The 22,497-nt window shown below is 61.4% G+C and carries 25 protein-coding genes and 2 pseudogenes; 24 read left to right on the top strand and 3 right to left on the bottom strand.

The window, feature by feature from the left end:
• Positions 1-71 precede the first annotated feature (71 nt).
• The 10 genes and pseudogenes from C4N04_RS14235 (at position 72) to C4N04_RS14200 (ending at position 5,631) form a co-directional block, all read left to right on the top strand.
• A complete protein-coding gene (locus C4N04_RS14235; RefSeq protein WP_096764494.1) occupies positions 72-1,010 on the top strand; it encodes an ABC transporter substrate-binding protein in 939 nt (312 codons plus the stop codon).
• Between the two features lie 17 nt (positions 1,011-1,027).
• Entirely contained in the window at positions 1,028-2,062 is a 1,035-nt protein-coding gene (locus tag C4N04_RS14230; protein ID WP_106796319.1) for an LLM class flavin-dependent oxidoreductase, read from the top strand.
• Between the two features lie 66 nt (positions 2,063-2,128).
• Positions 2,129-2,725 (top strand): DsbA family protein, encoded by a 597-nt coding sequence (locus C4N04_RS14225; protein ID WP_106796318.1) that lies wholly within the window; start codon positions 2,129-2,131, stop codon positions 2,723-2,725.
• A 108-nt stretch (positions 2,726-2,833) separates the two neighbouring features.
• A complete protein-coding gene (gene msuE / locus C4N04_RS14220) occupies positions 2,834-3,394 on the top strand; it encodes an FMN reductase (protein ID WP_106796317.1) in 561 nt (186 codons plus the stop codon).
• Between the two features lie 34 nt (positions 3,395-3,428).
• Positions 3,429-3,617 carry a hypothetical protein gene (locus C4N04_RS14215; protein WP_106796316.1) on the top strand — a complete coding sequence of 63 codons (189 nt, stop codon included), beginning with the start codon at positions 3,429-3,431 and terminating at the stop codon, positions 3,615-3,617.
• Between the two features lie 12 nt (positions 3,618-3,629).
• Complete coding sequence (locus C4N04_RS31830; protein WP_010055200.1) at positions 3,630-3,794, top strand: hypothetical protein; 165 nt, start codon at positions 3,630-3,632, stop codon at positions 3,792-3,794.
• A gap of 13 nt (positions 3,795-3,807) precedes the next feature.
• Positions 3,808-3,960: a hypothetical protein gene (locus C4N04_RS31825; RefSeq protein ID WP_010055201.1), complete on the top strand. Its 153-nt coding sequence runs from the start codon at positions 3,808-3,810 to the stop codon at positions 3,958-3,960.
• Positions 3,957-4,538 (top strand): alpha/beta hydrolase, encoded by a 582-nt coding sequence (locus tag C4N04_RS14210; RefSeq protein ID WP_106796315.1) that lies wholly within the window; start codon positions 3,957-3,959, stop codon positions 4,536-4,538. Before C4N04_RS31825 ends, C4N04_RS14210 begins: the two co-directional genes overlap by 4 nt.
• A gap of 11 nt (positions 4,539-4,549) precedes the next feature.
• On the top strand, positions 4,550-4,858 hold the full coding sequence (locus C4N04_RS14205; protein WP_106796314.1) for a hypothetical protein: 309 nt from the start codon (positions 4,550-4,552) through the stop codon (positions 4,856-4,858).
• A 57-nt stretch (positions 4,859-4,915) separates the two neighbouring features.
• A pseudogene (locus tag C4N04_RS14200) lies at positions 4,916-5,631 on the top strand (gamma-glutamylcyclotransferase).
• 58 nt (positions 5,632-5,689) lie between these two features.
• Here C4N04_RS14200 and C4N04_RS14195 read toward each other — a convergent pair.
• From C4N04_RS14195 to tauA, 3 genes are read right to left on the bottom strand one after another with little or no spacing between them, the layout of a single operon-like run.
• On the bottom strand, positions 5,690-6,544 hold the full coding sequence (locus tag C4N04_RS14195) for an ABC transporter permease subunit (protein ID WP_106796313.1): 855 nt from the start codon (positions 6,542-6,544) through the stop codon (positions 5,690-5,692).
• Positions 6,541-7,329 carry an ABC transporter ATP-binding protein gene (locus C4N04_RS14190; protein ID WP_096764516.1) on the bottom strand — a complete coding sequence of 263 codons (789 nt, stop codon included), beginning with the start codon at positions 7,327-7,329 and terminating at the stop codon, positions 6,541-6,543. The genes C4N04_RS14195 and C4N04_RS14190 overlap by 4 nt, the downstream gene beginning before the upstream one ends.
• Before the next feature lie 57 nt (positions 7,330-7,386).
• Positions 7,387-8,400 (bottom strand): taurine ABC transporter substrate-binding protein, encoded by a 1,014-nt coding sequence (gene tauA / locus C4N04_RS14185; protein ID WP_106796312.1) that lies wholly within the window; start codon positions 8,398-8,400, stop codon positions 7,387-7,389.
• A 201-nt stretch (positions 8,401-8,601) separates the two neighbouring features.
• On the opposite strand from tauA, the pseudogene C4N04_RS14180 reads away from it, so the two are divergent.
• The 14 genes and pseudogenes from C4N04_RS14180 to C4N04_RS14115 all read left to right on the top strand — a co-directional run bounded on the left by C4N04_RS14180 (position 8,602) and on the right by C4N04_RS14115 (position 22,494).
• Positions 8,602-9,970, top strand: a pseudogene (locus C4N04_RS14180) (FAD/NAD(P)-binding protein).
• A gap of 145 nt (positions 9,971-10,115) precedes the next feature.
• The gene (locus C4N04_RS14175) at positions 10,116-10,811 is read left to right on the top strand and encodes a GntR family transcriptional regulator (RefSeq protein ID WP_106796311.1); all 696 of its coding nucleotides are present in this window, start codon (positions 10,116-10,118) and stop codon (positions 10,809-10,811) included.
• Between the two features lie 269 nt (positions 10,812-11,080).
• The gene (locus C4N04_RS14170) at positions 11,081-11,548 is read left to right on the top strand and encodes an NUDIX domain-containing protein (protein WP_106796310.1); all 468 of its coding nucleotides are present in this window, start codon (positions 11,081-11,083) and stop codon (positions 11,546-11,548) included.
• A 330-nt stretch (positions 11,549-11,878) separates the two neighbouring features.
• Positions 11,879-12,481: an amino acid synthesis family protein gene (locus C4N04_RS14165; protein WP_106796309.1), complete on the top strand. Its 603-nt coding sequence runs from the start codon at positions 11,879-11,881 to the stop codon at positions 12,479-12,481.
• A gap of 16 nt (positions 12,482-12,497) precedes the next feature.
• Positions 12,498-13,343 carry an alpha/beta fold hydrolase gene (locus tag C4N04_RS14160; protein WP_106796308.1) on the top strand — a complete coding sequence of 282 codons (846 nt, stop codon included), beginning with the start codon at positions 12,498-12,500 and terminating at the stop codon, positions 13,341-13,343.
• Entirely contained in the window at positions 13,340-14,275 is a 936-nt protein-coding gene (locus C4N04_RS14155) for a flavin reductase family protein (RefSeq protein ID WP_106796307.1), read from the top strand. The genes C4N04_RS14160 and C4N04_RS14155 overlap by 4 nt, the downstream gene beginning before the upstream one ends.
• A complete protein-coding gene (locus C4N04_RS14150; protein ID WP_106796306.1) occupies positions 14,272-15,312 on the top strand; it encodes an LLM class flavin-dependent oxidoreductase in 1,041 nt (346 codons plus the stop codon). Before C4N04_RS14155 ends, C4N04_RS14150 begins: the two co-directional genes overlap by 4 nt.
• A gap of 4 nt (positions 15,313-15,316) precedes the next feature.
• On the top strand, positions 15,317-16,780 hold the full coding sequence (locus C4N04_RS14145) for an aldehyde dehydrogenase (protein ID WP_106796305.1): 1,464 nt from the start codon (positions 15,317-15,319) through the stop codon (positions 16,778-16,780).
• Positions 16,781-16,784: 4 nt separating this feature from the next.
• A complete protein-coding gene (locus tag C4N04_RS14140; protein ID WP_106796304.1) occupies positions 16,785-17,108 on the top strand; it encodes an NIPSNAP family protein in 324 nt (107 codons plus the stop codon).
• A 47-nt stretch (positions 17,109-17,155) separates the two neighbouring features.
• On the top strand, positions 17,156-18,166 hold the full coding sequence (locus C4N04_RS14135; RefSeq protein ID WP_064806706.1) for an ABC transporter substrate-binding protein: 1,011 nt from the start codon (positions 17,156-17,158) through the stop codon (positions 18,164-18,166).
• A gap of 112 nt (positions 18,167-18,278) precedes the next feature.
• Positions 18,279-19,151 carry an ABC transporter permease gene (locus tag C4N04_RS14130; RefSeq protein ID WP_106796303.1) on the top strand — a complete coding sequence of 291 codons (873 nt, stop codon included), beginning with the start codon at positions 18,279-18,281 and terminating at the stop codon, positions 19,149-19,151.
• A gap of 1 nt (position 19,152) precedes the next feature.
• A complete protein-coding gene (locus tag C4N04_RS14125; RefSeq protein WP_106796302.1) occupies positions 19,153-19,953 on the top strand; it encodes an ABC transporter permease in 801 nt (266 codons plus the stop codon).
• A complete protein-coding gene (locus tag C4N04_RS14120; RefSeq protein WP_106796301.1) occupies positions 19,950-21,029 on the top strand; it encodes an ABC transporter ATP-binding protein in 1,080 nt (359 codons plus the stop codon). Before C4N04_RS14125 ends, C4N04_RS14120 begins: the two co-directional genes overlap by 4 nt.
• A gap of 10 nt (positions 21,030-21,039) precedes the next feature.
• Entirely contained in the window at positions 21,040-22,494 is a 1,455-nt protein-coding gene (locus C4N04_RS14115) for an NAD-dependent succinate-semialdehyde dehydrogenase (RefSeq protein WP_106796300.1), read from the top strand.
• Positions 22,495-22,497: the final 3 nt, after the last annotated feature.

Below are 22,497 nucleotides of genomic sequence, written 5' to 3'. Positions count from 1 at the left end.
TGTTTACGGGACGGACGGCGGTTCGAGCCGGTCCGTCCCTGCCTTTCATTGCAAACGGAGACATATCGAACGTGGCGAGTTTTCTTGATATCCGCAGCTTTTTCTTCGCGGCGCTGACGGCAGCCTTGACTGGCCTCAGTGCCGCCCATGCGGCCGATGATTTCGACCTGAGCCCGCAACAGCCTGGCAGGCTTCCTGCAGCCAGGAACGATGCGGCGATCGCTGCGATCCCTAGGGAATTCAAGTTTGTCACACCAGGCAAGTTCACCATCGCCGTCAGCCCCGGCGGCCCGCCGCTTGCGACCTATGCCACCGACGCCAAAACCGTGGTCGGCGCCGATCCCGATTACGCCTATGCCATCGCCGACAGCCTCGGCCTGACGCTGGAGATCGTCCCGGTCGCCTGGATCGACTGGCCGCTCGGCCTTACATCGGGCAAATATGATGCCGTCATCTCCAATGTCGGCGTAACCGAGCAGCGCAAGGAGAAGTTCGATTTCTCCACCTATCGCCAGGGCCTGCATGGTTTCTTCGTGAAATCTGACAATCCCATCACCTCGATCAAGGAACCGAAGGATGCGGCGGGTCTGAGGATCATCGTCGGCGCCGGCACCAACCAGGAGCGTATCCTGGTTAAGTGGAGCGAAGAGGACGTCGCCGCGGGCCTGAAGCCAATCGAACTGCAATATTACGACGACGAGGCGGCGAGCCTTCTTGCGCTGCGTTCGGGTCGCGCCGATGTCATCGTCCAGCCGCATGCGCAACTCGTTTTCATCGCGGCGCGCGACAAGAACATCAAGCGGGTGGGCACGCTGAGCGCCGGCTGGCCGGATCGATCGGATGTCGCCATCGCCACCCGCAAGGGAAGCGGGCTCGCCGATGCGCTGACCATCGCCACCAATGGCCTCATTAAGGACGGCACCTATGCAAGAATTCTCGACCATTGGCATCTTTCCGAAGAAGCCTTGCCGGCATCCGAGACCAATCCGCCCGGCCTGCCGAAATATTGATCAGCGGAAGACATGACATGAGCGGCGGCGATATATCGATCAGCCATATCGGCTTCCTCACCCCCGGCAACTATTCCGGCGATGATCCCTTGTCGGGACTGGAGCAGGCGCTCCAGGAGCTGCATTATGGCGAGAAACTCGGCTTCGACAGCGCCTGGGTCCGCCAGCGGCACCTGGAGCCGGGGATCTCCTCCGCCAGCGCCTTTCTTGCGGCGGCCACCCAGCGCACCAGCCGGATCGAGCTCGGAACGGCGGTCATTCCGATCGGCTATGAAAGCCCCTACCGGTTGGCCGAGGACCTTGCCACGGTTGATGTCCTCTCACGCGGACGGCTGAATATCGGCGTCAGCGCCGGCCGGCCGCTGCATGCCGAGCTGATCGGCCCGCTCGCCTTCGACGGTGACTGGACGAGCTACGATTTCTCGCATGACTGCGTGCTGCGTTTTGCCGACAATCTGCGCGGCACCTATCTCGGCGACGACGAGACCTTTATCAAGACGCCCTTTGGCCCGCAGCGGCCGCGCCTGCAGCCCTATGCCAAAGGACTGATTGACCGAATCTGGTATGGCGGCGGGTCGCAGCGTTCGGCCGGCTGGGCCGGCCGCAACGGCTTCAACCTGTTGACCGGGAATGTGATAACGGGGGAGGGGACCGACGATTTCTTCGTTGCCCAATCCAGGCTGATTAAAACCTATCGCGACTCTGGAACGCAGCGCCGCGTCGCGCTCGGCCGCGTCATCGTGCCTTTCGACAGCGCCGATGCGGCAACGCGGCGCCGCTACCGCGATTATGCCGACGGCCGCCATCAGCGGACGCTTTCGCCGCAGGGCGAGCGGCGTACCTTGTTCGCCCGCGATATCGTCGGCACATCGGAAGAAATCTTGGAGCAGCTTTTCGCCGATCCGATCCTACCCGAGGTCAGCGAGTTGCGGCTGGAGCTCCCTTACGAGTTCGAGCACGAGGAATACCGCCAGATCCTCCACGACTTCGTCACAAGAATCGCCCCGGAGCTCGGATGGAAAGCGCAGCCGGAAATTCGGGCCGCTTCCTGAGGGGCCGTCGGCAGACGACGTCACCCATTCGCCATCAAACAATCATCCTAGCAGGAGCATTCGTCAGTGACCAAATCGGTGGAATATTTCTTTTCGATCGGCTCGCCCTGGTCCCACATCGGCTTCGATGCCTTTACCGAACTGGCGGCGAAGAATGACGTCGTCGTCACGCCTTATCTGACGACGGTGGTCGAGGAGAATGGTGGCATCTTCTCGCGCAACCGGCCGGAGATCCGCCGCGCCTATTGGACGCGGGACCTCAAACGCTGGGCGCGCGTGCGTGGCAAGGAACTGCTGCTCGAACATCGGCCGGAGCTCAGCGATCCGACGCCGGCCTCCCTCTTCGTGATCGCCGCCTATCTCGACGGGCAGGATTGGATTGGCATTGCCCGCGCCCTGCAGCATGCTTTTTGGAGCGAGGCCAGGGATATCGGCAAGGCTGATATACGCGAGGCGATCGTTACATCAGCAGGTTTCGACGGCGCAGCGCTTCTCAGGCGCCAAGCCCACGACGACGTTCAGAACAAGTGGTCGGCAGACCGGGTGCATGCGCGCGACAGCGGCGTCTTCGGTTTTCCCAGTTATATCTATGACGGGGAGCTCTATTGGGGCCAGGACAACCTGCCCTTTCTTGAGCGTCATCTGCGAGGCGACAGACGGTAGACTTAAAGGCGAATCTTTTTTCAATCGAACCCCGAAGGAGAGATGCACATTCCTTTTATCGAGTAATTTTATAGACAATATTTGAAGCAACCATAGAGAGGAAAAACCATGTCAGGTTTCAAACTCGTCGGCATTGCCGGCAGCTTCAACCGCCCATCGAAGACATTGGCGCTCGTCCGGCATGTCGCCGAACGCGCCAGCATCGGATACGGCTTTTCGAGCAAAACCTATGATCTGCACGATGTCGGTCCGTCGCTGGGCGGCGCCTTGTGGCGCAAGGACCTCGACGAGCAGGCCAGGCGAGTCGTCGACGAGATCGTAAGGGCCGACGTGTTGATTATTGGTTCGCCGACTTACAAGGGCTCCTACCCCGGCCTTTTCAAACACCTCATCGATCTCATCGATCCGCAGGAGCTTCGCGCGAAGCCGATCATCATTACGGCAACCGGCGGCGGCGACCGGCATGCCTTGATGGTCGAGCATCAGCTTCGGCCGCTGTTCGGTTTCTTCATGGCCCATACGCTGCCGACTGCCGTCTATGCGTCCGACCGTGATTTTGCGGATTACGCGGTTTCATCCGATGCGCTTTCGAACCGCATCGGCGAAGTGGTCGGCGAATTGTCGGCCTTCTTTCCAGAGACAAGACCGGCAGTAGCGGCGGCCGAATAAGGCGCGTCACGAACTTCGTTCTCAGGAGGCAGCGATGGATGATGCAGGCCCGCCGGGATCAAGCGAGCAAATCTGGAGTGTCTTTGACTTTGCCCACCGATATCGGCTGGCCAAGCGCGAGGAGAACCGCCTGCTTATGCTCTACGGGCCGACTGCATCGCTGCGCGATCTTCTCGCCAATGCGCAACGTCATTCGTTGATTCCCCAACCTACCAGTTCCTGACAGGAGGTTCGCATGAAGCTTGATTTCCATCTCTGGCTGAAGGCTGCGATCGCCCGCTTCCAGCGCCAGCTGCGAAAGCCTGCAGACGCAATGGTCACCCGCGACGAGCAGCAGGACCGGTCGGCGCGCGAATACGAGCTTCACTATTGGGGCTCGATGCCTGGACTTTGGTATTGAGGAGGGTGGCGGGATGGCGATTGCTGTTGAGACCGGCGTCAGTCGGCACGACACCAGAAGAGCAACAGGAAACCTCATATCGCAGCTCAGGCATGCGGCCGGAATATGCACGATCGTCGGTTCCTTCACCTTCCTCTTCGCGCTGGTAATCGGGCTGATCCAATGAGCGAAGTCCTCATTCTTCCCGGATTGTTCGGCTCGGGAGAGGGGCATTGGCAACAGCACTGGCTGCAGGATCAGCCGGGCAGCCATTTTGTCGCTCAGGAGGATTGGGATCATCCCACCCTCGACAGCTGGCTGCCGCGATTGGAAGAAGCGCTTGAAGAGGCTGGCGAAGCCTATCTGGTTGCCCATAGTCTCGGATGCCTGCTCGCCGCCAGGCTGGCCGGACGAAGCGCTGCCCGCCGCGTGAAGGGAGCATTGCTCGTTGCGCCCTGCGATCTCCCGGCCACGGAAAATCTGCATCCCGGGCATATCGCCTTCGGCGGCATGCCGACGGCGCCTCTGCCATTTCCGAGCATCGTCGTCGGCAGCATGAACGACGCCTACATGACAGTCGATCGGCTGTCCTTGTTTGGCCGCCTGTGGAAAGCCGAGACCAGGAATATCGGCCTGGCCGGCCACATCAATATCGCAAGTGGTTTTGGCCGCTGGCGAACCGGCTACCGGCTGCTGGATGCCTTGAAGATGCGCGCTGGCGATCGAAGGCGCAACGTTTTCGCGCGGCCGGCTTTTGCGATGTGAATGGAAGCGGAATGTCCGATATCATCGACGATCTCCTGCGCCTCAGCGAAGATCCGAATGCCGACCCGAGGAGCAGGCGCCGGCAAACCATGGAGCGCCTGGTGCAGACGCTGCTTGCCATGGCCGATGCTGAAATTGGGCCTGACGAGGCGCAACATCGCCATTCGATCATTTATTTGACGACGATCATCCACGACATGACTGGCAGGATCGCCGAGGCTGACGATACGACATTTGCGGCAATCGTCAGGGAGGCCGCGATGTTGATCCGCAGCCTGCAGCGGCGCCAGGCCGATGCGGCCAGATTTACGGTGCATTGAAAGGTGAGGGATTTCACCGAGCATAGGCAGGCTTTGATGCGGCGAAGCGAGGTCCGGATGTTCGGCGCAACCGGCATGGCTCTCACGAACGAGCTCGTGTCGCTCAGCCTTCGCCCGAGCTTGATCCCGGTCCCGAGCCGCACCGGACACCGCTGACCGAGATGGAGGTGGAGACGTTCGCCAGGCGGCTGCTGCAGGAATCCGCCGGCGCGCCGCTCTGGGTTTTTGCCTATGGATCATTAATATGGAAGCCGGATTTCGATGCGGTCGAGTGGCAGCGCGGCGCAGCCAGGGGTTGGCATCGGTCCTTTTGCCTGAAGATGACACGATGGCGGGGAACCCAGGCTCAGCCTGGCCTCATGATGGCTCTTGATCGGGGCGGACGATGCAACGGCATCCTGTTCAGACTTGCCGATGAAGATCGCCTTGGCCAGATTCGACGCTTGATCCGCCGTGAGGTCGGCACGATCGAAGATGCGGCGACGGTTCGCTGGATTCCTGTCGAGACCCGACATGGCTTCGTGCGCGCGTTGGTTTTTTGGGCTGGCCCGAAGGGGGAGCGCGTTTCGCGGAAATTGCCCTTGGAGACGGTGGCGCGCGTGCTTGCCAGGGCCTGCGGACACGTGGGCTCTTGCGCCGAATATCTCTATCTGACGGTGAAGCATCTGGAAGAACGCGGCATTCGTGATCGCAATTTATGGCGCCTCCAGAAGCTCGTCGCAGCCGAACTCCTGTCGATCCATGGCCTTAACGACATCACGCAAAGCCGTTAAGCGCCGTGCGTCTCTTCAGACCCGCGGCGCTTTGACGTTTGGAATTGCTTGCATTCCCTCAGAGCTTGCCTTTCCAGGGTACAAGGTAGGTCTCCACGAAACGGATGGCGGCCGAGAAGGTGAAGGCGCAGACGGCGATGATGGCGATGCCGACAAAGACAACGTCGGTTGCCAGGAACTGCGACGCCGACATGATCATGAAACCGATCCCGCGCGTCGAGGCGATCAATTCGGCCGCAACCAGCGTGCTCCAGCCGACGCCGAGCGCAATGCGGACGCCGGTGAGGATTTCGGGCAGGGCGGACGGCAGGACGATGTCGATGAAGAGCTGTAGCCGGTTGGCACCCAGCGAACGGGCGGCATTGACGCGCTCGATCGGCAGCGAACGAACGCCCGCCTGGGCCGAAAGGCAGATCGGCGCAAACATCGCCAGCACCAGCAGCGTGATCTTCGAGGTTTCGCCGATCCCGAGCCAGATGATCATCAGCGGCAGGTAGGAGAGCGGCGGAAGCGGCCAGTAGAACTCGATCGGCGCATCGAGCACCCCTTTGGCCCAGCGGTTCAGGCCCATGAGCAATCCGAGCGGAATGCCGGCGGAGATGGCGATGAGTGCCGCGACGACGATGCGGAACAGACTTGCAGCGACGTGTTCAGAAAGCGATGCACCGGCGTAACCATCGCGATAGATGACGCCGATCTGCGTCAGCACCTCATCGGGCCGCGGCAGGAAAAGGTGCGGGACGATGCCAAGGGCAGCGACGAGCCACCACAGCAGCAGAATTGCCAGGGCAGTGGCAACACTGATGGCCACCGTTGATCTCTCGCCGGCGCCGAAGCCGGCCATCTTCACCAGTTTGACCTGGCGGTTCTCTCTCTGCGCCGCAGCCGGCGAGGCCTGCATTACATCGCTCATGCGGCGCTCCTCAAATCTTCGCTGCTGTGGAGAATGGCGCGGATCTCCTCACGCAGCTCGGCAAATTGCGGCGACGCCTTGATCGATCGTGCGTCGCCGGTTTCGGCGAAGCGTCTGATAAAATCGAGATCGAAGCGGGCAACGACGCGCCCCGGCCGAGGCGACATGACGAGCACCTGCGTGCCGAGAAACAGCGCCTCTTCGATCGAATGGGTGATGAAGAAAACCTTCTTCGCCGTCTTGTTCCAGACGGAAACCAGCAGTTCCTGCATCTGTTCGCGGGTCAGGCTGTCGAGCGCGCCGAAAGGCTCGTCCATCAGCAGAATATCCGGATTGGTCGCAAGCGCCCGGGCGATACCGACCCGCTGGCGCATGCCGCCCGACAGCTCATAGGGAAACGCATTGGCGAATTCGTCGAGACCGACGAGCCGCAGCAGCTCGAGCGCGTGCGATTGCCGCTCCTTGCGGTTGACGCCGGCAAATTTCAGGCCGAGCGCGACATTGTCAGTCACCGATTTCCAGGGTAGCAGCGAATCTTTCTGAAAGACGACGCCGCGATCAGCACCCGGCCGTTCGACGGCGCGGCCATCGAGCGTGATCCGGCCATCCGACAACGGAAGAAAACCGGCAATCGCATTGAGAAGGGTTGATTTGCCGCATCCCGAGGCGCCGAGCGCGACGACGAAACCCCGCTCGGGGATATCGAAGGAAACGCGATCGAGCGCGTGGACGGTCCGCCCGTCGCGGGCTGCAAAGAAAACGCTCGCATGATCGACTTTAAGCATAGTGCCGCTCGCAAGTTCGATGCCGGCGCGAAAGTGTAGCGCCGGCATCGGGGAGGATCAGTTGCTGACGCTGGTAAGCGCGTCTGCGGTGACGAAGGCGCCGTAATTTGCCAGCACGTCGGACACCTTGCCCTGTTCCTTCAGGAACGATGCCGTGTCCTTGAGGATCTTGCCGGCGCCGGCCTTTTCGCCGCCGCCGAGCCAGGCGTCCGATGCCTGCACTTCGGGGGTAAGCAGCGTCAGGTTTTTCAGCGCCGAGGCCTGCTGCTCGGCGGTGCCGCCGAGCAGCTTGGCAAGCGACTTGGCATTGTCGCTGTCAGGCCCCCAGGCGGCCTTGTCCGAGGCGAAGGACGCATAGTATTTGGTGACGACCGAGGCGAAGCCCTTCAGGAATTCCGGGTTCTCGGTCGCGAACTTCGAGGTGGCGACCCAGGCGGAGAATGTCGGCGCACCCTTGTCCGCCACATCCTTGGAGGTCACCAGAACCTTGCCGTTCTTCTTGAGTTCGGTGAGCGCCGGATCCCAGACGAAACCGCCGTCAATATCGCCGCGGTTATAGCTCGCCACGATCTCAGGCTGGGGGATTGCGAAGACCTGGACGTCCTTCTCGGTCAGGCCAAGCGATTTGATCAGCGCCAGAAGCTGATAATGGTCCGTGGAGACCGGCGCGGCGGCAAGCTTCTTGCCCTTCAGATCGTTCAGGCTTTCGATGCCCGAGCCGTTGCGGACGACAAGAGCCTCGTCGATGCCCGAGATGGAGGCGAGGTAGAACGCCTTGACCTCGAGCCCGCGTGATACCGCAGCCGCAAACGGACTGGAGCCGACATAGCCGACCTGGACGTCGCCTGAGGCAATGGCTGCAAAGATCTCGGCGCCGGAATTGAACCTCCTGAAGTCGATGTCATAGCCTGTTTTCTTGGCGAATTCGCCGTTGGCGATTGCCACCGAAGACGGCAAGGCGTCGGTTTGATAGCCGACGACGACTTTCTTGTCCGCCGCCTCAGCGGCGATCGCCGTTGCGAGAGTACCGACGCCGATGGCGATTGCGGCAAGCAAATTTCTGAAATTCATCTTGAGCCCCTTTGTTCGAGGGCCACCCGGCCCCTTGATCTCACCTGCAAAAGGGTAATGGCTGAGAAGGGGCTGGCGGGAGGAATAACAAACTATATTTATAGACTATGGAGATATTTGTTTCCGTGATTCTGCCACTTGAGCCATCCGCGTGGCGGCGAGCGACAAGAAGCGGCGTTACCGAGCCTCAGGGAGAATGCGTTGACATACGATGTGATCGTCGTCGGTTCCGGTTTTTCAGCGATCGCTGTGACCTGCAATCTCGTCGAGCTGCTTCCCGCTTCAGCGAAGATTGCGGTCGTCGGCGACGATGCCGGATTCGGACGCGGGACGGCATATAGGACAGAGCTCTACCTCCATCGCCTCAACGTTCCCGCCGGCCGCATGAGCCTGCTGCCCCATCATCCCGACGACTTCGTTGACTGGCTGAAAGCCCATGGACGCCCTATGCAGGCCGGCGATTTCGCCTCGCGCAGCGATTACGGCCTTTATGTCAGGGATACGCTTGCGCGGCTGCTTCGAAAGCGGGATGGCCGGTGCCGGGTCGATTTCATCAAGGCCAAAGCAGCCGGGTGCGTGGAGCGCTACACCAATTCGCTTGCCTTTCACCTCGGCAATGGCGACGAGGTCGCCGGGAAGAATGTGGTGCTTTGCCTCGGCGTCGGAAACGCCGACCTTCCGGTCGAACCAATTGGCGTTCCGTCTTCGCTGCGATCGCGGATCGTCGAGAACCCGTGGCGGCTTTCATGGCTGAGGCGTGTCGAACAATCCGATGCGGTCTGCATCCTTGACCGGCCTGACGATGATCGATCAGATTCTGGCACTTCGCGCCCATGGCCACAGAGGCAGGATCGACGTGCTTTCGCGACGCGGCCTGGCACCGCTCGGCCATGCGAGGACGCCGCCCGCGCCGCTGCCGATCAACGTTCACACGCTTCCCGCTACGATCAGCGGCCTATTGAAGATCTTGCGGGAAAAGAGCAGGTCTGTCGTCGACTGGCGGAGCGTCATGGATGGCCTGAGGCCGGCCACGCAGGCTCTCTGGCAGCGGCTTTCGCACGAGGAGCGGGCGCGCTTCCTTCGGCATGCGCTTCCCTGGTGGAATATCCACCGTCACCGGGTCGCGCCCGACGTGTTCGCAGGGTTCGACAAACTGGTCTTAGACGGAACCGTTCGCTTCCATGCTGGCTTCCTGAAATCGCTCGAGGCCGAAGATGACAGGCTGGTCGCCGGATACAGGGTCAGAGCCAAGCGCGAGATCGCCGAGATCAGGGCGGACTGGCTGATCAACTGCACGGGTATGGAGCGCGCTGGGATCAGCCATTCGCCGCTTCTGAAGGAAATGAGCCGCTTTCAGCTGATTGTCCCCGATCCTCTCGGCCTCGGCATCCAGGTGGATGCGGCTTCAGAAGTGACGGCTCCGTCCCGGATCTCGCCCGCGCGGCTGTTTGCCGTCGGCGCCTTGACGGCGGGACAATTCTGGGAGATCACCGCCGTCCCCGACATCCGGGTGCAGGCGAAGGCTGTGGCCGAAGAGATCGTCAAAGCGAGGCCCGCCTCCGGCGCTTAGGCTGACAAACTTGGGACCGGCACGGTGCTGTTGAATTGCTGGCCGCCGACAGCTACAGTATTTGGTAGGCCATAATACGATTCCTGAATTCGGCTGCCGCAGCAAAGCTTGAGCCGGCGAAGTCAATCCAACACTGAGGTACAGCATGAGCGGTGCTCTGAAGGACGCAGCAATCAGGGTCGAGCGTCCTGCGAAGACCCTGCGAGAACTGGCGCTCGACAAGGTCCGCGAGGCCATCGTGAACGGATATTTCCGTCCGGGAGACCGGCTTGTTGAGCGCGACCTCTGCGCCCAGCTCGGCGTCAGCCGGACGGTCGTGCGCGAGGTACTGAGACATCTGGAATCGGAAGGGCTGGTCGCCAATCTGCCGAACAAGGGACCGATCGTCGCCCAGCTGGATATCGAGGAAGCCAAGCAGATCTATGAAATTCGCGGTGCGCTCGAAGGCATGGCGGCGCGGCTGTGCGCTGAACGCGGCAGCCCGGAGATCGTCGCCGCGCTCGAGGAATCCCTGAGCGCAATCCGCAACAGCTATCGCGACAACGATATGGCCGGCGTGCTGGCCAATACTTCTTCCTTCTATCAAACACTGTTCACCATGGTCGACCGGCATGTCGCCTGGGGCGTCGTCAACCTGCTCACCGTACGCATCAACCATCTGCGCTCGATGACGATCAAGACGGAACGGCGCGGCATCGAAGGGCCGCTGCAGATGTCGAAGATCGTCGATGCCATCCGCCGCGGCGACGGCGAGGGAGCCCAGCAAGCGGCGATGGATCATGTCGCGGCGGCGAGTGCCATTGCCGAGGCGGTGCTGTCCGCCCAGAAGCCTGCCGAATAGTCAGGGCGTCGACCGCCGCGGTCTTCGCAGAAGACGGTCGCAAGGCCGTCTACCGCATCGATAATTGTCGATGCCTGTCCGGTACTCGCAATCGCGCTCCGCGGACGAGGCCCCTGAACATTAAAGGGGCACAGATATACAGTAGGCAGATCACATGGGGACCGGGATAGCTCGGCCGGGGCCGAAGGCGAATTGCAAGGTAACGCAAGCGGCGGCTCAAGCGGAAGAAGGTGAAATTCTTCATTAAAATATAGGTCGGGAGCATAAAGTTGAAACGCGAAATCCCCATCAGATCCTTTGCCATTTCTCTGTTCATTTTGAGGCCCCGAGACGATAGTTTCGAACTCCTTCTTTTGCGCCGCACCGGTAGCACCCTTAGTGGGGAATGGTGTCAGATCGCTGGTGGCATCGAGCACGGAGAAACGGCTTGGCAGGCGGCACTTCGGGAAGCAGAGGAGGAAACGGGCCTCGCACTGAAAGCACTCTATTCCGCGGATATTTGCGAGCAGTTTTATGAGGCCGATCGAGATGCAATCACGCTGACGCCGGTGTTCGTCGCCTTTGCGCCGACGGATTGCACGGTACGGCTCAACGACGAACACGATGATTTCCGCTGGCTGTCTTTAGATGAAGCGGTCGCCTTGCTGCCGTTTGCCGGACAGCGGGCCACTCTTGAGCACATCAAGAAAGAGTTCATTGATCGGCAACCGAACCCGTTGCTGCATATCCAAACCTGAGAATAGCCCCATCTCTGGAACAGCAGCAGCCCGCCAGCTGCCGTATACCGGTGCCCGTTTAGTTTACGGCCGATGAGGGGAATCCAACTCTAAGCTTGACACCCAACTTTGCTCAATGTGATGGTATGCCATAATCAATAATATATATGGCGGCATTCACATGGGCGGGGAAATTTTGACTTGCCGATGTATCACGTCGCTGCGGCGAGCGTCGCGCTGCCCGGCCCGGCAACACCTGAATGAAGGCATGGCTTTCGCGTGGTCGCAGACAACTTGACACCAACATATTATGGTATACCATAATACAAAATGAAGAGATGAGGTGTCCCCATGGCCATTCAAATTCGCAAGACCGGACTGCAGATCGAAACGACGCTGATCGAGGGCGGCAAGGCCGCGGCGGTGCCGCTGAAGCTGTTTACCGCCATCGCGGTGGTGAAGAACCCTTGGGCGGGCCGCGGCTTTGTCGAAGATCTCAAGCCCGAGATTCACGCCGGCGCTCCGGTCCTCGGCGAATTGCTCACCAGGATGATCATCGATGCGGTCGGTTCCGGCGATGCGGTTGAAGGTTACGGCAAGGCCGCCGTCGTCGGTTTGGATGGTGAGATCGAACATGCCTCCGCGCTCATCCACACGCTGCGCTTCGGCAATTTTTTTCGCCAGGCTGTCGGCGCCAAGTCCTATCTCGCCTTCTGCAACACCCGCGGCCCCGCCAATGCGCCGATCATGATCCCGATGATGGACAAGAACGATGAAGGCCGCCGCTCGCACTATCTGACCATCCAGACCTCGATCCCCGATGCGCCTGCCGCCGATGAGATCGTCGTGGCGCTTGGTGCATCGGTGGGCGGACGTCCTCATCACCGCATCGGCGACCGCTATCAGGATCTGAAGGATCTTGGGCAGGACGTCGCCAACCCTGCGGGCGTTTGAAAGGGTGGGCTCTGAGATGCTGACAGCCGGATCGATCTCAGGCGCCGCTGCAGCAAAGAGCGCGGCCGGTGACTTGCCGCGAAAGAAGACGGCAGGCGGAACGGCCTATCACGAGGCCGGCAGCGGTGAGCCGCTGGTCCTCATTCATGGTGTCGGCATGCGGCTCGAGGCCTGGGCGCCGCAGATCGCCTTTTTGTCGGCCGGCCATCGCGTCATCGCCGTCGACATGCCGGGACATGGTGAGAGCGCAAAGCTGCCGGCGGGCAGCCGTCTTGAGGAGTTCGTCGCCTGGTTCGGGCGGTTTCTCGACGAAATGGCGATCGGTAGGGTGAATGTTGCCGGCCATTCCATGGGTGCGCTGGTATCGGGAGGGGCGGCGGCGACGTTCGGCGAACGGATCAGCCGTGTCGCTTACCTCAACGGCGTCTACAGGCGCGACCAGCAAGCAAAGGCTGCCGTGCTCGCACGGGCCGCGGCCATTCCGGTGACGGGCGTCGACAAGGAAGGTCCCCTGGCGCGCTGGTTCGGCGATGATGCAGACAGCGTTGTTGCGCGGGAATTGACGCGGAAATGGCTCAACCTCGTCGATCCCCAGGGTTATGCTGTCGCTTACGCCGCCTTCGCCGGCGGCGACGAGACCTATGCCGATCGCTGGAAAGACGTGGCTGGTCCGGCCCTGTTCCTGACGGGGTCCGATGATCCGAATTCGACGCCCCTGATGGCGGAGCAGATGGCGGCGCTCGCGCCGAGGGGCTGGGTCCGCATCGTCGAAGGCCACCGCCATATGGTGAACCTGACCGCGCCTGATATCGTCAATTCGCTGCTCGCCGAGTGGCTGTCGTTCGGGGAGGATGAACGATGACAATCCAGACTGTCGACCCAAGGGCATTGCGAGATGCATTCGGTGCTTTTCCGACTGGCGTGACCGTCGTCACCGCCTGCGACGGGGAGGGAAATCCGATCGGCTTCACCGCGAACTCCTTCACATCCGTCTCGCTCAATCCGCCCTTGCTCCTCGTCTGCCTTGCAAAGACGTCGCGCAATTTTGCCACCATGACCGGTACGCCGCATTTTGCGATCAACGTGCTCTCGGAAACGCAGAAGGACGTGTCGAACACCTTTGCGCGGCCGGTCGAAGACAGGTTCGCGGCGGTCAAATGGGCCAAGGGATCGGCTGGCTGCCCGATCTTCTCGAACGTCGCGGCCTGGTTCGAATGCGCCAGGGAAGAAGTCATCGAGGCCGGCGACCACGTCATCCTGATGGGCCGCATCGAGGCTTTCGACAATAGCGGCCGCAATGGTCTCGGCTATGCGCGCGGCGGTTATTTCACGCCGACGCTCGCAAGCAAGGCGGTTTCCGCGGCAAGCGAGGGCAATATCGAACTTGCGGCCATCGTCGAGCGCCGCGGAGAAGTTCTGATGCTGGGCGAGGATGTACTCTCCCTGCCAAGCGTCGACGCCCATGACGGCAACCCGACCGATGCTTTGCAAGAATATCTGGAGACGCTCACCGGGCTGAAGGTCAGCATCGGCTTTCTCTATTCGGTCTATGAGGGCAAGAGCGATGGCAAGCAGCACATCGTCTATCACGCCTTTGCCGGAGACGGTGAGCCGGCCGGCGGCAGGTTCGTAAAACCTGACGCATTGGCTGCGGCAAAGTTCAAGACCAGCTCGACCGCCGATATCGTCAATCGCTTCGCGATGGAAAGCTCGATCGGCAATTTCGGCGTCTATTTCGGCGACGAGACCGGCGGCAAAATTCATCCCATTCCAGCCAAGGGCGCAAAAGCATGAAGTTCTCCCTCTTCGTCCACATGGAGCGGCTCGACGCCGGCCAGAGCCACAAGAGCCTCTATGAGGAATTCGTCGCGCTCTGCGAGATCGCCGACAAGGGCGGCATGCATGCGATCTGGACGGGCGAGCATCATGGCATGGATTTCACCATTGCCCCCAATCCGTTCGTGACCATTGCCGATCTCGCCCGCCGCACGTCGCGGGCAAGACTCGGGACGGGAACGGTGATCGCCCCATTCTGGCATCCGATCAAGCTTGCCGGCGAAGCGGCGATGACCGACATCATCTGCGATGGAAGGCTCGATATCGGAATTGCCCGCGGCGCCTATTCCTTCGAATATGAGCGTCTGCTGCCCGGGCTCGATGCCAGGGGCGCCGGCCAGCGCATGCGCGAGCTCATTCCCGCGGTCAAGGGTATATGGGCCGGCGACTACGCCCATGAAGGGGAGTTCTTCAAATTCCCCGCGACCACCTCGGCGCCGAAGCCGCTGCAGCAGCCGAACCCGCCGATCTGGGTTGCGGCGCGCGACCCGAACTCGCACGAATTTGCCGTCGCCAACGGCTGCAACGTTCAGGTCACGCCGCTCTGGCAGGGTGATGACGAGGTCCAGTCGCTGATGGACCGCTTCAACGATGCCTGCGCTAAGAACCCCGATGTTGAACGGCCGAAGATCATGCTGCTGCGCCACACCTATGTCGGCTCCTCGGAAGAAGACGTCGCCCAGGCTGCGCATGAACTCAGCGTTTACTACAACTACTTCTTCGCCTGGTTCAAGAATGAGAAGCCGGTCACCCAGGGTCTGATCGAACGGATTCCGGACGAGCAGATCAGAGCGAACGCGATGCTGTCGGATCAGGTCATGCGCACCAACAATGTCGTTGGCGACGCCGAGACCGTCATCGACCGGCTCAAGGCCTATGAGGCCCTCGGCTATGACGAATATTCCTTCTGGATCGACACCGGCATGAGTTTCGAGCGCAAGAAGGCGTCGCTCGAGCGTTTCATCGCCGAAGTCATGCCGGCATTTCAGGAGTAGGACCATGCGGCGTTTCCAGCATTATATCGACGGCGAATTCTCGGATGGCGAGGCTTCCTATCCGAGCATCGATCCGGCTTCCGGCACGGTCTGGGCGGAAATGCCCGAGGCGCGTGAGAATGATGTCGATCGAGCTGTGAACGCTGCCGAAAGGGCGCTCTACGAAGGCCCCTGGGCAAAGATGACGGCCACCCAACGCGGCAAGCTGCTTTACAAGCTCGCCGACCTGGTTGCCGCCAACGCCCAGGTCCTCGCTGAATTGGAGACGCGCGACACCGGCAAGATCATCCGCGAGACATCCGCGCAGATCGCCTATGTCGCCGAATACTATCGCTATTATGCCGGGATATCAGACAAGATCGAAGGCTCTTACCTGCCGATCGACAAGCCCGATATGGACGTCTGGCTTCGCCGCGAGCCGATCGGCGTCGTCGCGATGGTCGTGCCGTGGAACAGCCAGCTCTTTCTGTCAGCGGTCAAGATCGGACCGGCTCTCGCCGCCGGCTGCACGATGGTGATCAAGGCCTCGGAAGACGGGCCGGCGCCGCTGCTCGAATTTGCGCGTCTCGTGCATGAGGCAGGCTTTCCCGCCGGCGTCGTCAATATCATCACCGGTTTCGGAGCCTCCTGCGGTGCGGCCCTCGGCCGTCACCCGACGGTCGCGCATGTCGCCTTTACCGGCGGGCCCGAAACCGCCCGGCACGTCGTGCGCAACTCTGCCGAAAACCTCGCCTCCACCTCGCTCGAACTCGGCGGCAAATCGCCCTTCATCGTCTTTGCCGATGCCGACCTCGAAAGTGCCGCCAACGCCCAGGTCGCGGGCATTTTCGCGGCGACCGGACAGAGCTGCGTTGCCGGCTCGCGCCTGATCGTCGAGCGCAGCGTCAAGGACAGGTTCGTCGCGCTGTTGCGGCAGAAGGCGGAAGCGATCCGGATCGGCGCGCCGCTCGACATGGCGACCGAAGTCGGGCCGCTTGCCACCAAGCGCCAGCAGGACAATATCGGCGCCCTCGTCGAGCGGTCGATCGCAAGCGGCGCCCGGCTGGTCACCGGCGGCCGCAAGATCGATGGCGAAGGCTATTATTTCCCGCCGACAATCCTCGATTGCGACGATGTCGCTTCGCCGTCGCTGATCGAGGAGTTCTTCGGGCCGGTCCTATCCGTCGTCTCCTTCGAGACCGAAGCCGAGGCGCTGCGGCTTGCCAACGACTCCCGCTATGGCCTCGCCTCCGGCATTTTCACCCAGAACCTCACCCGGGCGCACCGGCTGATGAAGGGCATCCGCGCCGGCATCGTCTGGGTCAACACCTACCGCGCCGTCTCGCCGATCGCGCCCTTCGGCGGCTTCGGCCTGTCGGGCCACGGCAGGGAAGGCGGCATGGCCGCGGCGCTCGACTATACCCGCACCAAGACGATCTGGCTCCGGACCTCGGACGATCCGATCCCCGATCCTTTCGTGATGAGGTGACGTGATGTTTTACGAGGTCCGCACCTATCGGCTGAAGAACGGAACGATCCCGCAATATCTCAAGGTCGTCGAGGAAGAAGGGATCGAAATCCAGAAGAGCCATCTCGGCATGCTGGTCGGCTACTTCTTCTCGGAGATCGGCACGATCAACGAGATCGTCCACATCTGGGCCTTTACGAGCCTGGACGACCGGGAGGCGAGACGCCAGCGGCTTATGGCCGATCCGCAATGGCAGGCCTTCCTGCCCAAGATTCGCGAACTGATCGAGGTGGCGGAAAACAAGATTATGAAGCCGGCAAGCTTCTCTCCCCGGAGCGAGGCGCGCTGACGGCATAAGGCATACCCGCAAGGCAAACCAGAACAGGATAAGGGAACATGAAAACGACATTTGCATTCGCGGCGGTTGCCGCATTCGTGGCGGTCTCCGCGCCGGCGCACGCCGACAGCATGGTCTTCTCGAGCTGGGGCGGAACGACCCAGGATGCGCAGAAGGCGGCATGGGCAAGCCCGTTCACCGAAAAGACCGGCATCACCGTCGTGCAGGACGGCCCGACCGACTACGGCAAGCTCAAGGCCATGGTCGAGGCCGGCGAAGTCAACTGGGATGTCGTCGACGTCGAAGGCGACTATGCCGCCCAGGCCGGCAAGAACGGCCAGCTCGAAAAACTCGACTTTTCCGTCATCGACAAATCCAAGCTCGATCCGCGATTCGTCACCGACTATTCGGTCGGCAGCTTCTATTATTCCTTCGTCATCGGCTGCAATGCCGATGCCGTCAAAGCCTGCCCGAAGACATGGGCCGACCTGTTCGACACGGCGAAATTTCCCGGCAAACGCACATTCTACAAGTGGTCGGCTCCCGGCGTGATCGAAGCCGCGCTGCTTGCCGACGGCGTGCCTGCCGACAAGCTTTATCCGCTCGATCTCGACCGCGCCTTCAAGAAGCTCGATACGATCAAGTCGGATATCATCTGGTGGTCGGGCGGCGCCCAGTCGCAGCAGCTGCTGGCCTCTGCCGAGGCGCCCTTCGGCAGTGTGTGGAACGGCCGCATGACGGCGCTTGCGGCGACCGGCATCAAGGTTGAAACCTCCTGGGAGCAGAACATCACCGCTGCCGATGCGCTCGTCGTGCCGAAGGGCGCACCGAATGCCGAGGCGGCGATGAAGTTCATCGCTCTGGCAACCTCGGCCGAACCGCAGGCTGCCCTTGCAAAGGCTACGGGGTACGCGCCGATCAACCTCGACTCGGCCAAGCTGATGGACCCGGAAACCGCCAAGACCCTGCCGGATCAGCAGACCGCAAGCCAGGTCAATGCCGACATGAACTACTGGGCTGATAATCGCGATGCCATCGGCGAGAAGTGGTACGCCTGGCAGGCGAAATAGTCCGAAACTGGAGATGAACGGGCACGGCGAAAATTCGCCGTGTCTCCTGCAGCGGCGGTACCCGTCCATTGGACCTCGCCGCTGCGGAAATTGACGGGTGGGAAGGACTGTCATGTCGACGCATAGCGACGCCTCCGGCGCAATCATGCCTCTGCCAAAGATACGCAGGGCAACAGGACTTGGCGGAGTCGTTCCGGCTCTTGCCTTCGTGGGCATCTTTTTCGTCGCGCCGGTGGCGATCCTGCTGCTGCGCAGCGTATTGGAGCCCGTTCCGGGCCTTGGAAACTATGCCCAGCTGATCGGCTCTGCCACCTATCTCAAGATTTTCGCCAATACCTTCATCGTCTCAGGCCTCGTCACCGTGATTTCGCTTGCGATCGGATTTCCCGTCGCCTGGGCGCTGGCGATCATGCCCGGCCGGCTGAGCACGATGATCTTTGCGATCCTGCTGCTCTCGATGTGGACCAACCTTTTGGCCCGCACCTATGCCTGGATGGTGCTTCTGCAACGCACCGGGCTCATCAACAAGATGCTGATGGGAATGGGCCTGATCGACCAGCCGCTGGCGCTCGTCAACAATCTGACCGGTGTCACGATCGGCATGACCTATATCATGCTGCCTTTCATCGTCCTCCCGCTCTACGGCGTGATCAAGAAGATCGACCCATCGACGCTGCAGGCGGCTGCCCTTTGCGGCGCCAACCGCTGGCAGTGCCTGACGCGGGTTCTGCTGCCGCTGGCGATGCCCGGTATGGCGGCCGGCGCCCTGATGGTTTTCGTGATGTCGCTTGGCTATTTCGTCACGCCCTCGCTTCTCGGCGGCACCGCCAACATGATGCTCGCAGAACTGATCGCGCAGTTCGTGCAGTCGCTGGTCAACTGGGGAATGGGCGGTGCGGCGGCGCTGGTTCTCCTGGTCGTGACGCTCTCGCTTTATGCCGTGCAGCTGCGTTTCTTCGGCAACCAGAACCCGGGAGGACGTTGATATGCTGCTCAATTTCGACCGTCTCGGCTGGTGGAAATACGTCCTGCTCACGATCACGCTTCTGACCGCAGCCTTTCTGCTGCTGCCGATCGTCTTCATCGCGGCACTGTCCTTCGGCTCTTCGCAATGGCTGATCTTCCCGCCGCCGGGCTGGACCTTCCAGTGGTACAATGAACTCTTCGCCGACCCGCGCTGGCTGGAATCGGCTCTGACGAGCTTCAAGATCGCCGTCATCGTCACGGTTCTGTCGGTGCTGCTCGGGCTCGTCACATCTTTCGGCCTGGTGCGCGGTTCGTTCATGTTCCGCGATGCGCTGAAGGCGCTGTTTCTGACGCCGATGATCCTGCCGGTCGTGGTTCTCGCGGTTGCCCTCTACGCTTTCTTCCTCAGGATCGGCCTTGGCGGCACCCTGACGGGCTTCGTCATTTCGCACCTCGTGCTGGCGCTGCCCTTCTCGATCCTGTCCATATCAAGCGCGCTGGAGGGCTTCGATAAGTCGATCGAGGATGCGGCGGTGCTCTGCGGCGCCTCGCCGCTCGAAGCAAAAATCAGGGTCACGCTTCCCGCGATCAGCCATGGGCTGTTTTCGGCCGCCGTCTTTTCGTTCCTGACATCCTGGGATGAGGTGGTGGTGGCGATCTTCATGTCGAGCCCGACCCTGCAGACGCTGCCGGTGAAGGTATGGGCGACGCTCAGGCAAGACCTGACGCCTGTTGTTGCTGCCGCATCGACCCTTCTCATCCTTTTGACGATCATCTTGATGGCGCTGGTTGCCGTCGTGCGTAAGGTACTGAAACAATGAACGAAGCATTCCTTCAGATCCGCGGAATACGCAAGGAATACGGCCCCGTCGTCGCCGTGCACGACGTCAATCTCGATGTCCGGCGCGGTGAATTCCTGACTTTCCTCGGTCCGTCCGGATCCGGCAAGAGCACGACGCTCTACATCCTGGCCGGCTTTGAAAACCCGACCAAAGGCGACATTACGCTCGAGGGCAAGACGCTGCTCGCCACGCCGTCGCACAAGCGCAATATCGGCATGGTGTTCCAGCGCTACACCCTGTTTCCGCATCTGACGGTCGGTGAAAATATCGCTTTTCCGCTGAAGGTCCGGCGCAAGTCGAGGGCGGAAATCGACAGCAAGGTGAAGGAGATGCTGCGCCTTGTCCGGCTCGAAGGCTTCGAGGATCGCAAACCGGCACAAATGTCCGGCGGCCAGCAGCAGCGCGTCGCGCTCGCCAGGGCTCTTGCCTATGATCCGCCGGTGCTGCTGATGGACGAGCCGCTGTCGGCGCTCGACAAGAAGCTGCGCGAGGAAATCCAGCATGAGATCCGCCGCATCCACCAGCAGACAGAAGTGACGATCCTCTACGTCACGCACGACCAGGAAGAGGCGCTGCGGCTCTCCGACCGCATTGCCGTCTTTTCCAAAGGCGTCATCGATCAGATCGGTACGGGCCCGGAGCTCTACGCCAACCCCAAGACGCGTTTCGTTGCCGAATTCATCGGTGACAGCGACTTCATTTCATGCGACCTCATTTCGTCCTCCGATGGACAAGCCACCATAGCGCTCGGAGGCGGAACCATCTTCAACCAGATTCCGGTGCATGGAAAAGGGACCTCCGGCGCAAGGGCGGCGCTGATGCTGAGACCGGAGCGCATTCGGCTGTCGCGCGCGAGAGCCACCGGCGCAGGTCTTGCCGCGACGGTCAGCGACATTACCTTTCTCGGCAACAACATCCACGTCTCGACGGAGACGGCGACAGGCGAGGCGCTTTCGGTTCGCTTGCCGTTCGGCCATGAGGCTATTGCCGGGCTCAATCGTGGAGATATAGTCCATCTCGATTTCGATCCCGGCGCCGCACACGTATTCTGTTGAAAGTTGTCCCATGAAACTCAATGATCCCTCGCTGTTCCGCCAGGCATGCCCCATCGCCGATCGCTGGATCGAAGCGGAAGGTCGCGCGTCGGCCATGGTCCGCAATCCGGCAACAGGTGAGGTGCTGGGCGCGGTCCCTGATTTCGGTGCGACGGAAACCGAAGATGCCATCCGGGCCGCCGTCGTCGCCCAGAAGCTTTGGGCGAAGAAGGCGGCCGGCGAGCGCGCCGCCGTTCTCAAGGCTTGGCATCGCCTGATGATCGAAAACCGTGACGATCTGGCGATGATCCTGACGCTGGAACAGGGAAAGCCCTTGGCTGAAGCCAAGGGGGAAATCACCTATGGTGCGAGCTTCATCGAATGGTTTGCCGAAGAGGCACGACGCATCAACGGCGAGATCGTACCGGGGCATCAGCCGGACAAGCGCATCCTTGTGCTGCGCCAGCCGGCCGGCGTCGTGGCGGCGATCACGCCCTGGAACTTTCCGAACGCGATGATCACGCGCAAGATCGGCCCCGCGCTTGCCGCTGGCTGCGCCGTCGTTCTCAAGCCGGCGCTGCAGACACCATTCTCCGCGATCGCGATCGCCGTCCTCGCAGAGCGCGCCGGCCTGCCGGCGGGACTTCTCAACATTGTCACAGGTGACGCAGCCGCAATCGGCGGAGCGCTGACTGCCAGCCGCGATATCAGGGTCCTGACCTTCACCGGCTCCACCCGGACGGGCGAGCTGCTTTACCGGCAATGCGCGCCGACGATCAAGAAGCTCGGTCTCGAGCTCGGCGGCAATGCACCCTTCATCGTATTCGACGACGCCGATCTCGACGCGGCTGTCGAAGGCGCCATCATCGCTAAATTCCGCAACAACGGCCAGACCTGCGTCTGCGCCAACCGGCTTTATGTCCAGGACGGCGTCTACGAGGCATTTGCAACCAAGCTGGCCGAGGCCGTTTCGCAATTGAAGGTCGGCAACGGTCTGGAGCGTGACGTCGTGCTTGGCCCGCTCATTGACGACAATGCCGTTGCCAAGGTCGAAAGCCATATTCAGGATGCCGTGGCAAAGGGTGCCGGGATCGTAACGGGAGGCAAGCGCCACGCGCTTGGCGGCCATTTCTTCGAGCCGACCATTCTGCGTGACGTTGCTGCCGGCATGCAGGTCGCGCGTGAAGAAACCTTCGGCCCCCTTGCACCGCTTTTCCGGTTCCACGACGAGCAGGACGTCATCGAGCAAGCGAACGACACCGAGTTCGGCCTTGCCTCTTATTTTTACGCGCGCGATCTGTCGCGGGTCTTCCGCGTGGCCGAAGCACTCGAATATGGAATGGTCGGGGTCAACACCGGTCTCGTCTCCACCGCCGAGGCGCCGTTCGGCGGCGTCAAGATGTCGGGTCTCGGCCGCGAAGGCTCCAGGCACGGATTGGACGAATATACCGAGCTCAAATATGTATGCCTGGGCGGCATTGCCTGATTT

The sequence above is a fragment of the Rhizobium sp. H4 genome (assembly GCF_003013335.1).
Taxonomy (GTDB): domain Bacteria; phylum Pseudomonadota; class Alphaproteobacteria; order Rhizobiales; family Rhizobiaceae; genus Rhizobium; species Rhizobium sophoriradicis.
This window is presented reverse-complemented; position numbering and strand designations above follow the sequence as displayed.

Excerpts from the sequence above, each read along its gene's own strand:
- C4N04_RS14175 (WP_106796311.1), top strand. The coding sequence starts at position 10,116 with ATGAGCGGTGCTCTGAAGGACGCAGCAATCAGGGTCGAGCGTCCTGCG.
- C4N04_RS14150 (WP_106796306.1), top strand. The coding sequence starts at position 14,272 with ATGAAGTTCTCCCTCTTCGTCCACATGGAGCGGCTCGACGCCGGCCAG.
- C4N04_RS14215 (WP_106796316.1), top strand. The coding sequence starts at position 3,429 with ATGGATGATGCAGGCCCGCCGGGATCAAGCGAGCAAATCTGGAGTGTC.
- C4N04_RS31830 (WP_010055200.1), top strand. The coding sequence starts at position 3,630 with ATGAAGCTTGATTTCCATCTCTGGCTGAAGGCTGCGATCGCCCGCTTC.
- C4N04_RS14160 (WP_106796308.1), top strand. The coding sequence starts at position 12,498 with ATGCTGACAGCCGGATCGATCTCAGGCGCCGCTGCAGCAAAGAGCGCG.
- tauA (WP_106796312.1), bottom strand. The coding sequence starts at position 8,400 with ATGAATTTCAGAAATTTGCTTGCCGCAATCGCCATCGGCGTCGGTACT.
- msuE (WP_106796317.1), top strand. The coding sequence starts at position 2,834 with ATGTCAGGTTTCAAACTCGTCGGCATTGCCGGCAGCTTCAACCGCCCA.
- C4N04_RS14190 (WP_096764516.1), bottom strand. The coding sequence starts at position 7,329 with ATGCTTAAAGTCGATCATGCGAGCGTTTTCTTTGCAGCCCGCGACGGG.
- C4N04_RS14135 (WP_064806706.1), top strand. The coding sequence starts at position 17,156 with ATGAAAACGACATTTGCATTCGCGGCGGTTGCCGCATTCGTGGCGGTC.
- C4N04_RS14145 (WP_106796305.1), top strand. The coding sequence starts at position 15,317 with ATGCGGCGTTTCCAGCATTATATCGACGGCGAATTCTCGGATGGCGAG.
- C4N04_RS14140 (WP_106796304.1), top strand. The coding sequence starts at position 16,785 with ATGTTTTACGAGGTCCGCACCTATCGGCTGAAGAACGGAACGATCCCG.
- C4N04_RS14230 (WP_106796319.1), top strand. The coding sequence starts at position 1,028 with ATGAGCGGCGGCGATATATCGATCAGCCATATCGGCTTCCTCACCCCC.
- C4N04_RS14165 (WP_106796309.1), top strand. The coding sequence starts at position 11,879 with ATGGCCATTCAAATTCGCAAGACCGGACTGCAGATCGAAACGACGCTG.
- C4N04_RS14130 (WP_106796303.1), top strand. The coding sequence starts at position 18,279 with ATGTCGACGCATAGCGACGCCTCCGGCGCAATCATGCCTCTGCCAAAG.
- C4N04_RS31825 (WP_010055201.1), top strand. The coding sequence starts at position 3,808 with ATGGCGATTGCTGTTGAGACCGGCGTCAGTCGGCACGACACCAGAAGA.
- C4N04_RS14195 (WP_106796313.1), bottom strand. The coding sequence starts at position 6,544 with ATGAGCGATGTAATGCAGGCCTCGCCGGCTGCGGCGCAGAGAGAGAAC.
- C4N04_RS14205 (WP_106796314.1), top strand. The coding sequence starts at position 4,550 with ATGTCCGATATCATCGACGATCTCCTGCGCCTCAGCGAAGATCCGAAT.
- C4N04_RS14120 (WP_106796301.1), top strand. The coding sequence starts at position 19,950 with ATGAACGAAGCATTCCTTCAGATCCGCGGAATACGCAAGGAATACGGC.
- C4N04_RS14125 (WP_106796302.1), top strand. The coding sequence starts at position 19,153 with ATGCTGCTCAATTTCGACCGTCTCGGCTGGTGGAAATACGTCCTGCTC.
- C4N04_RS14210 (WP_106796315.1), top strand. The coding sequence starts at position 3,957 with ATGAGCGAAGTCCTCATTCTTCCCGGATTGTTCGGCTCGGGAGAGGGG.
- C4N04_RS14155 (WP_106796307.1), top strand. The coding sequence starts at position 13,340 with ATGACAATCCAGACTGTCGACCCAAGGGCATTGCGAGATGCATTCGGT.
- C4N04_RS14115 (WP_106796300.1), top strand. The coding sequence starts at position 21,040 with ATGAAACTCAATGATCCCTCGCTGTTCCGCCAGGCATGCCCCATCGCC.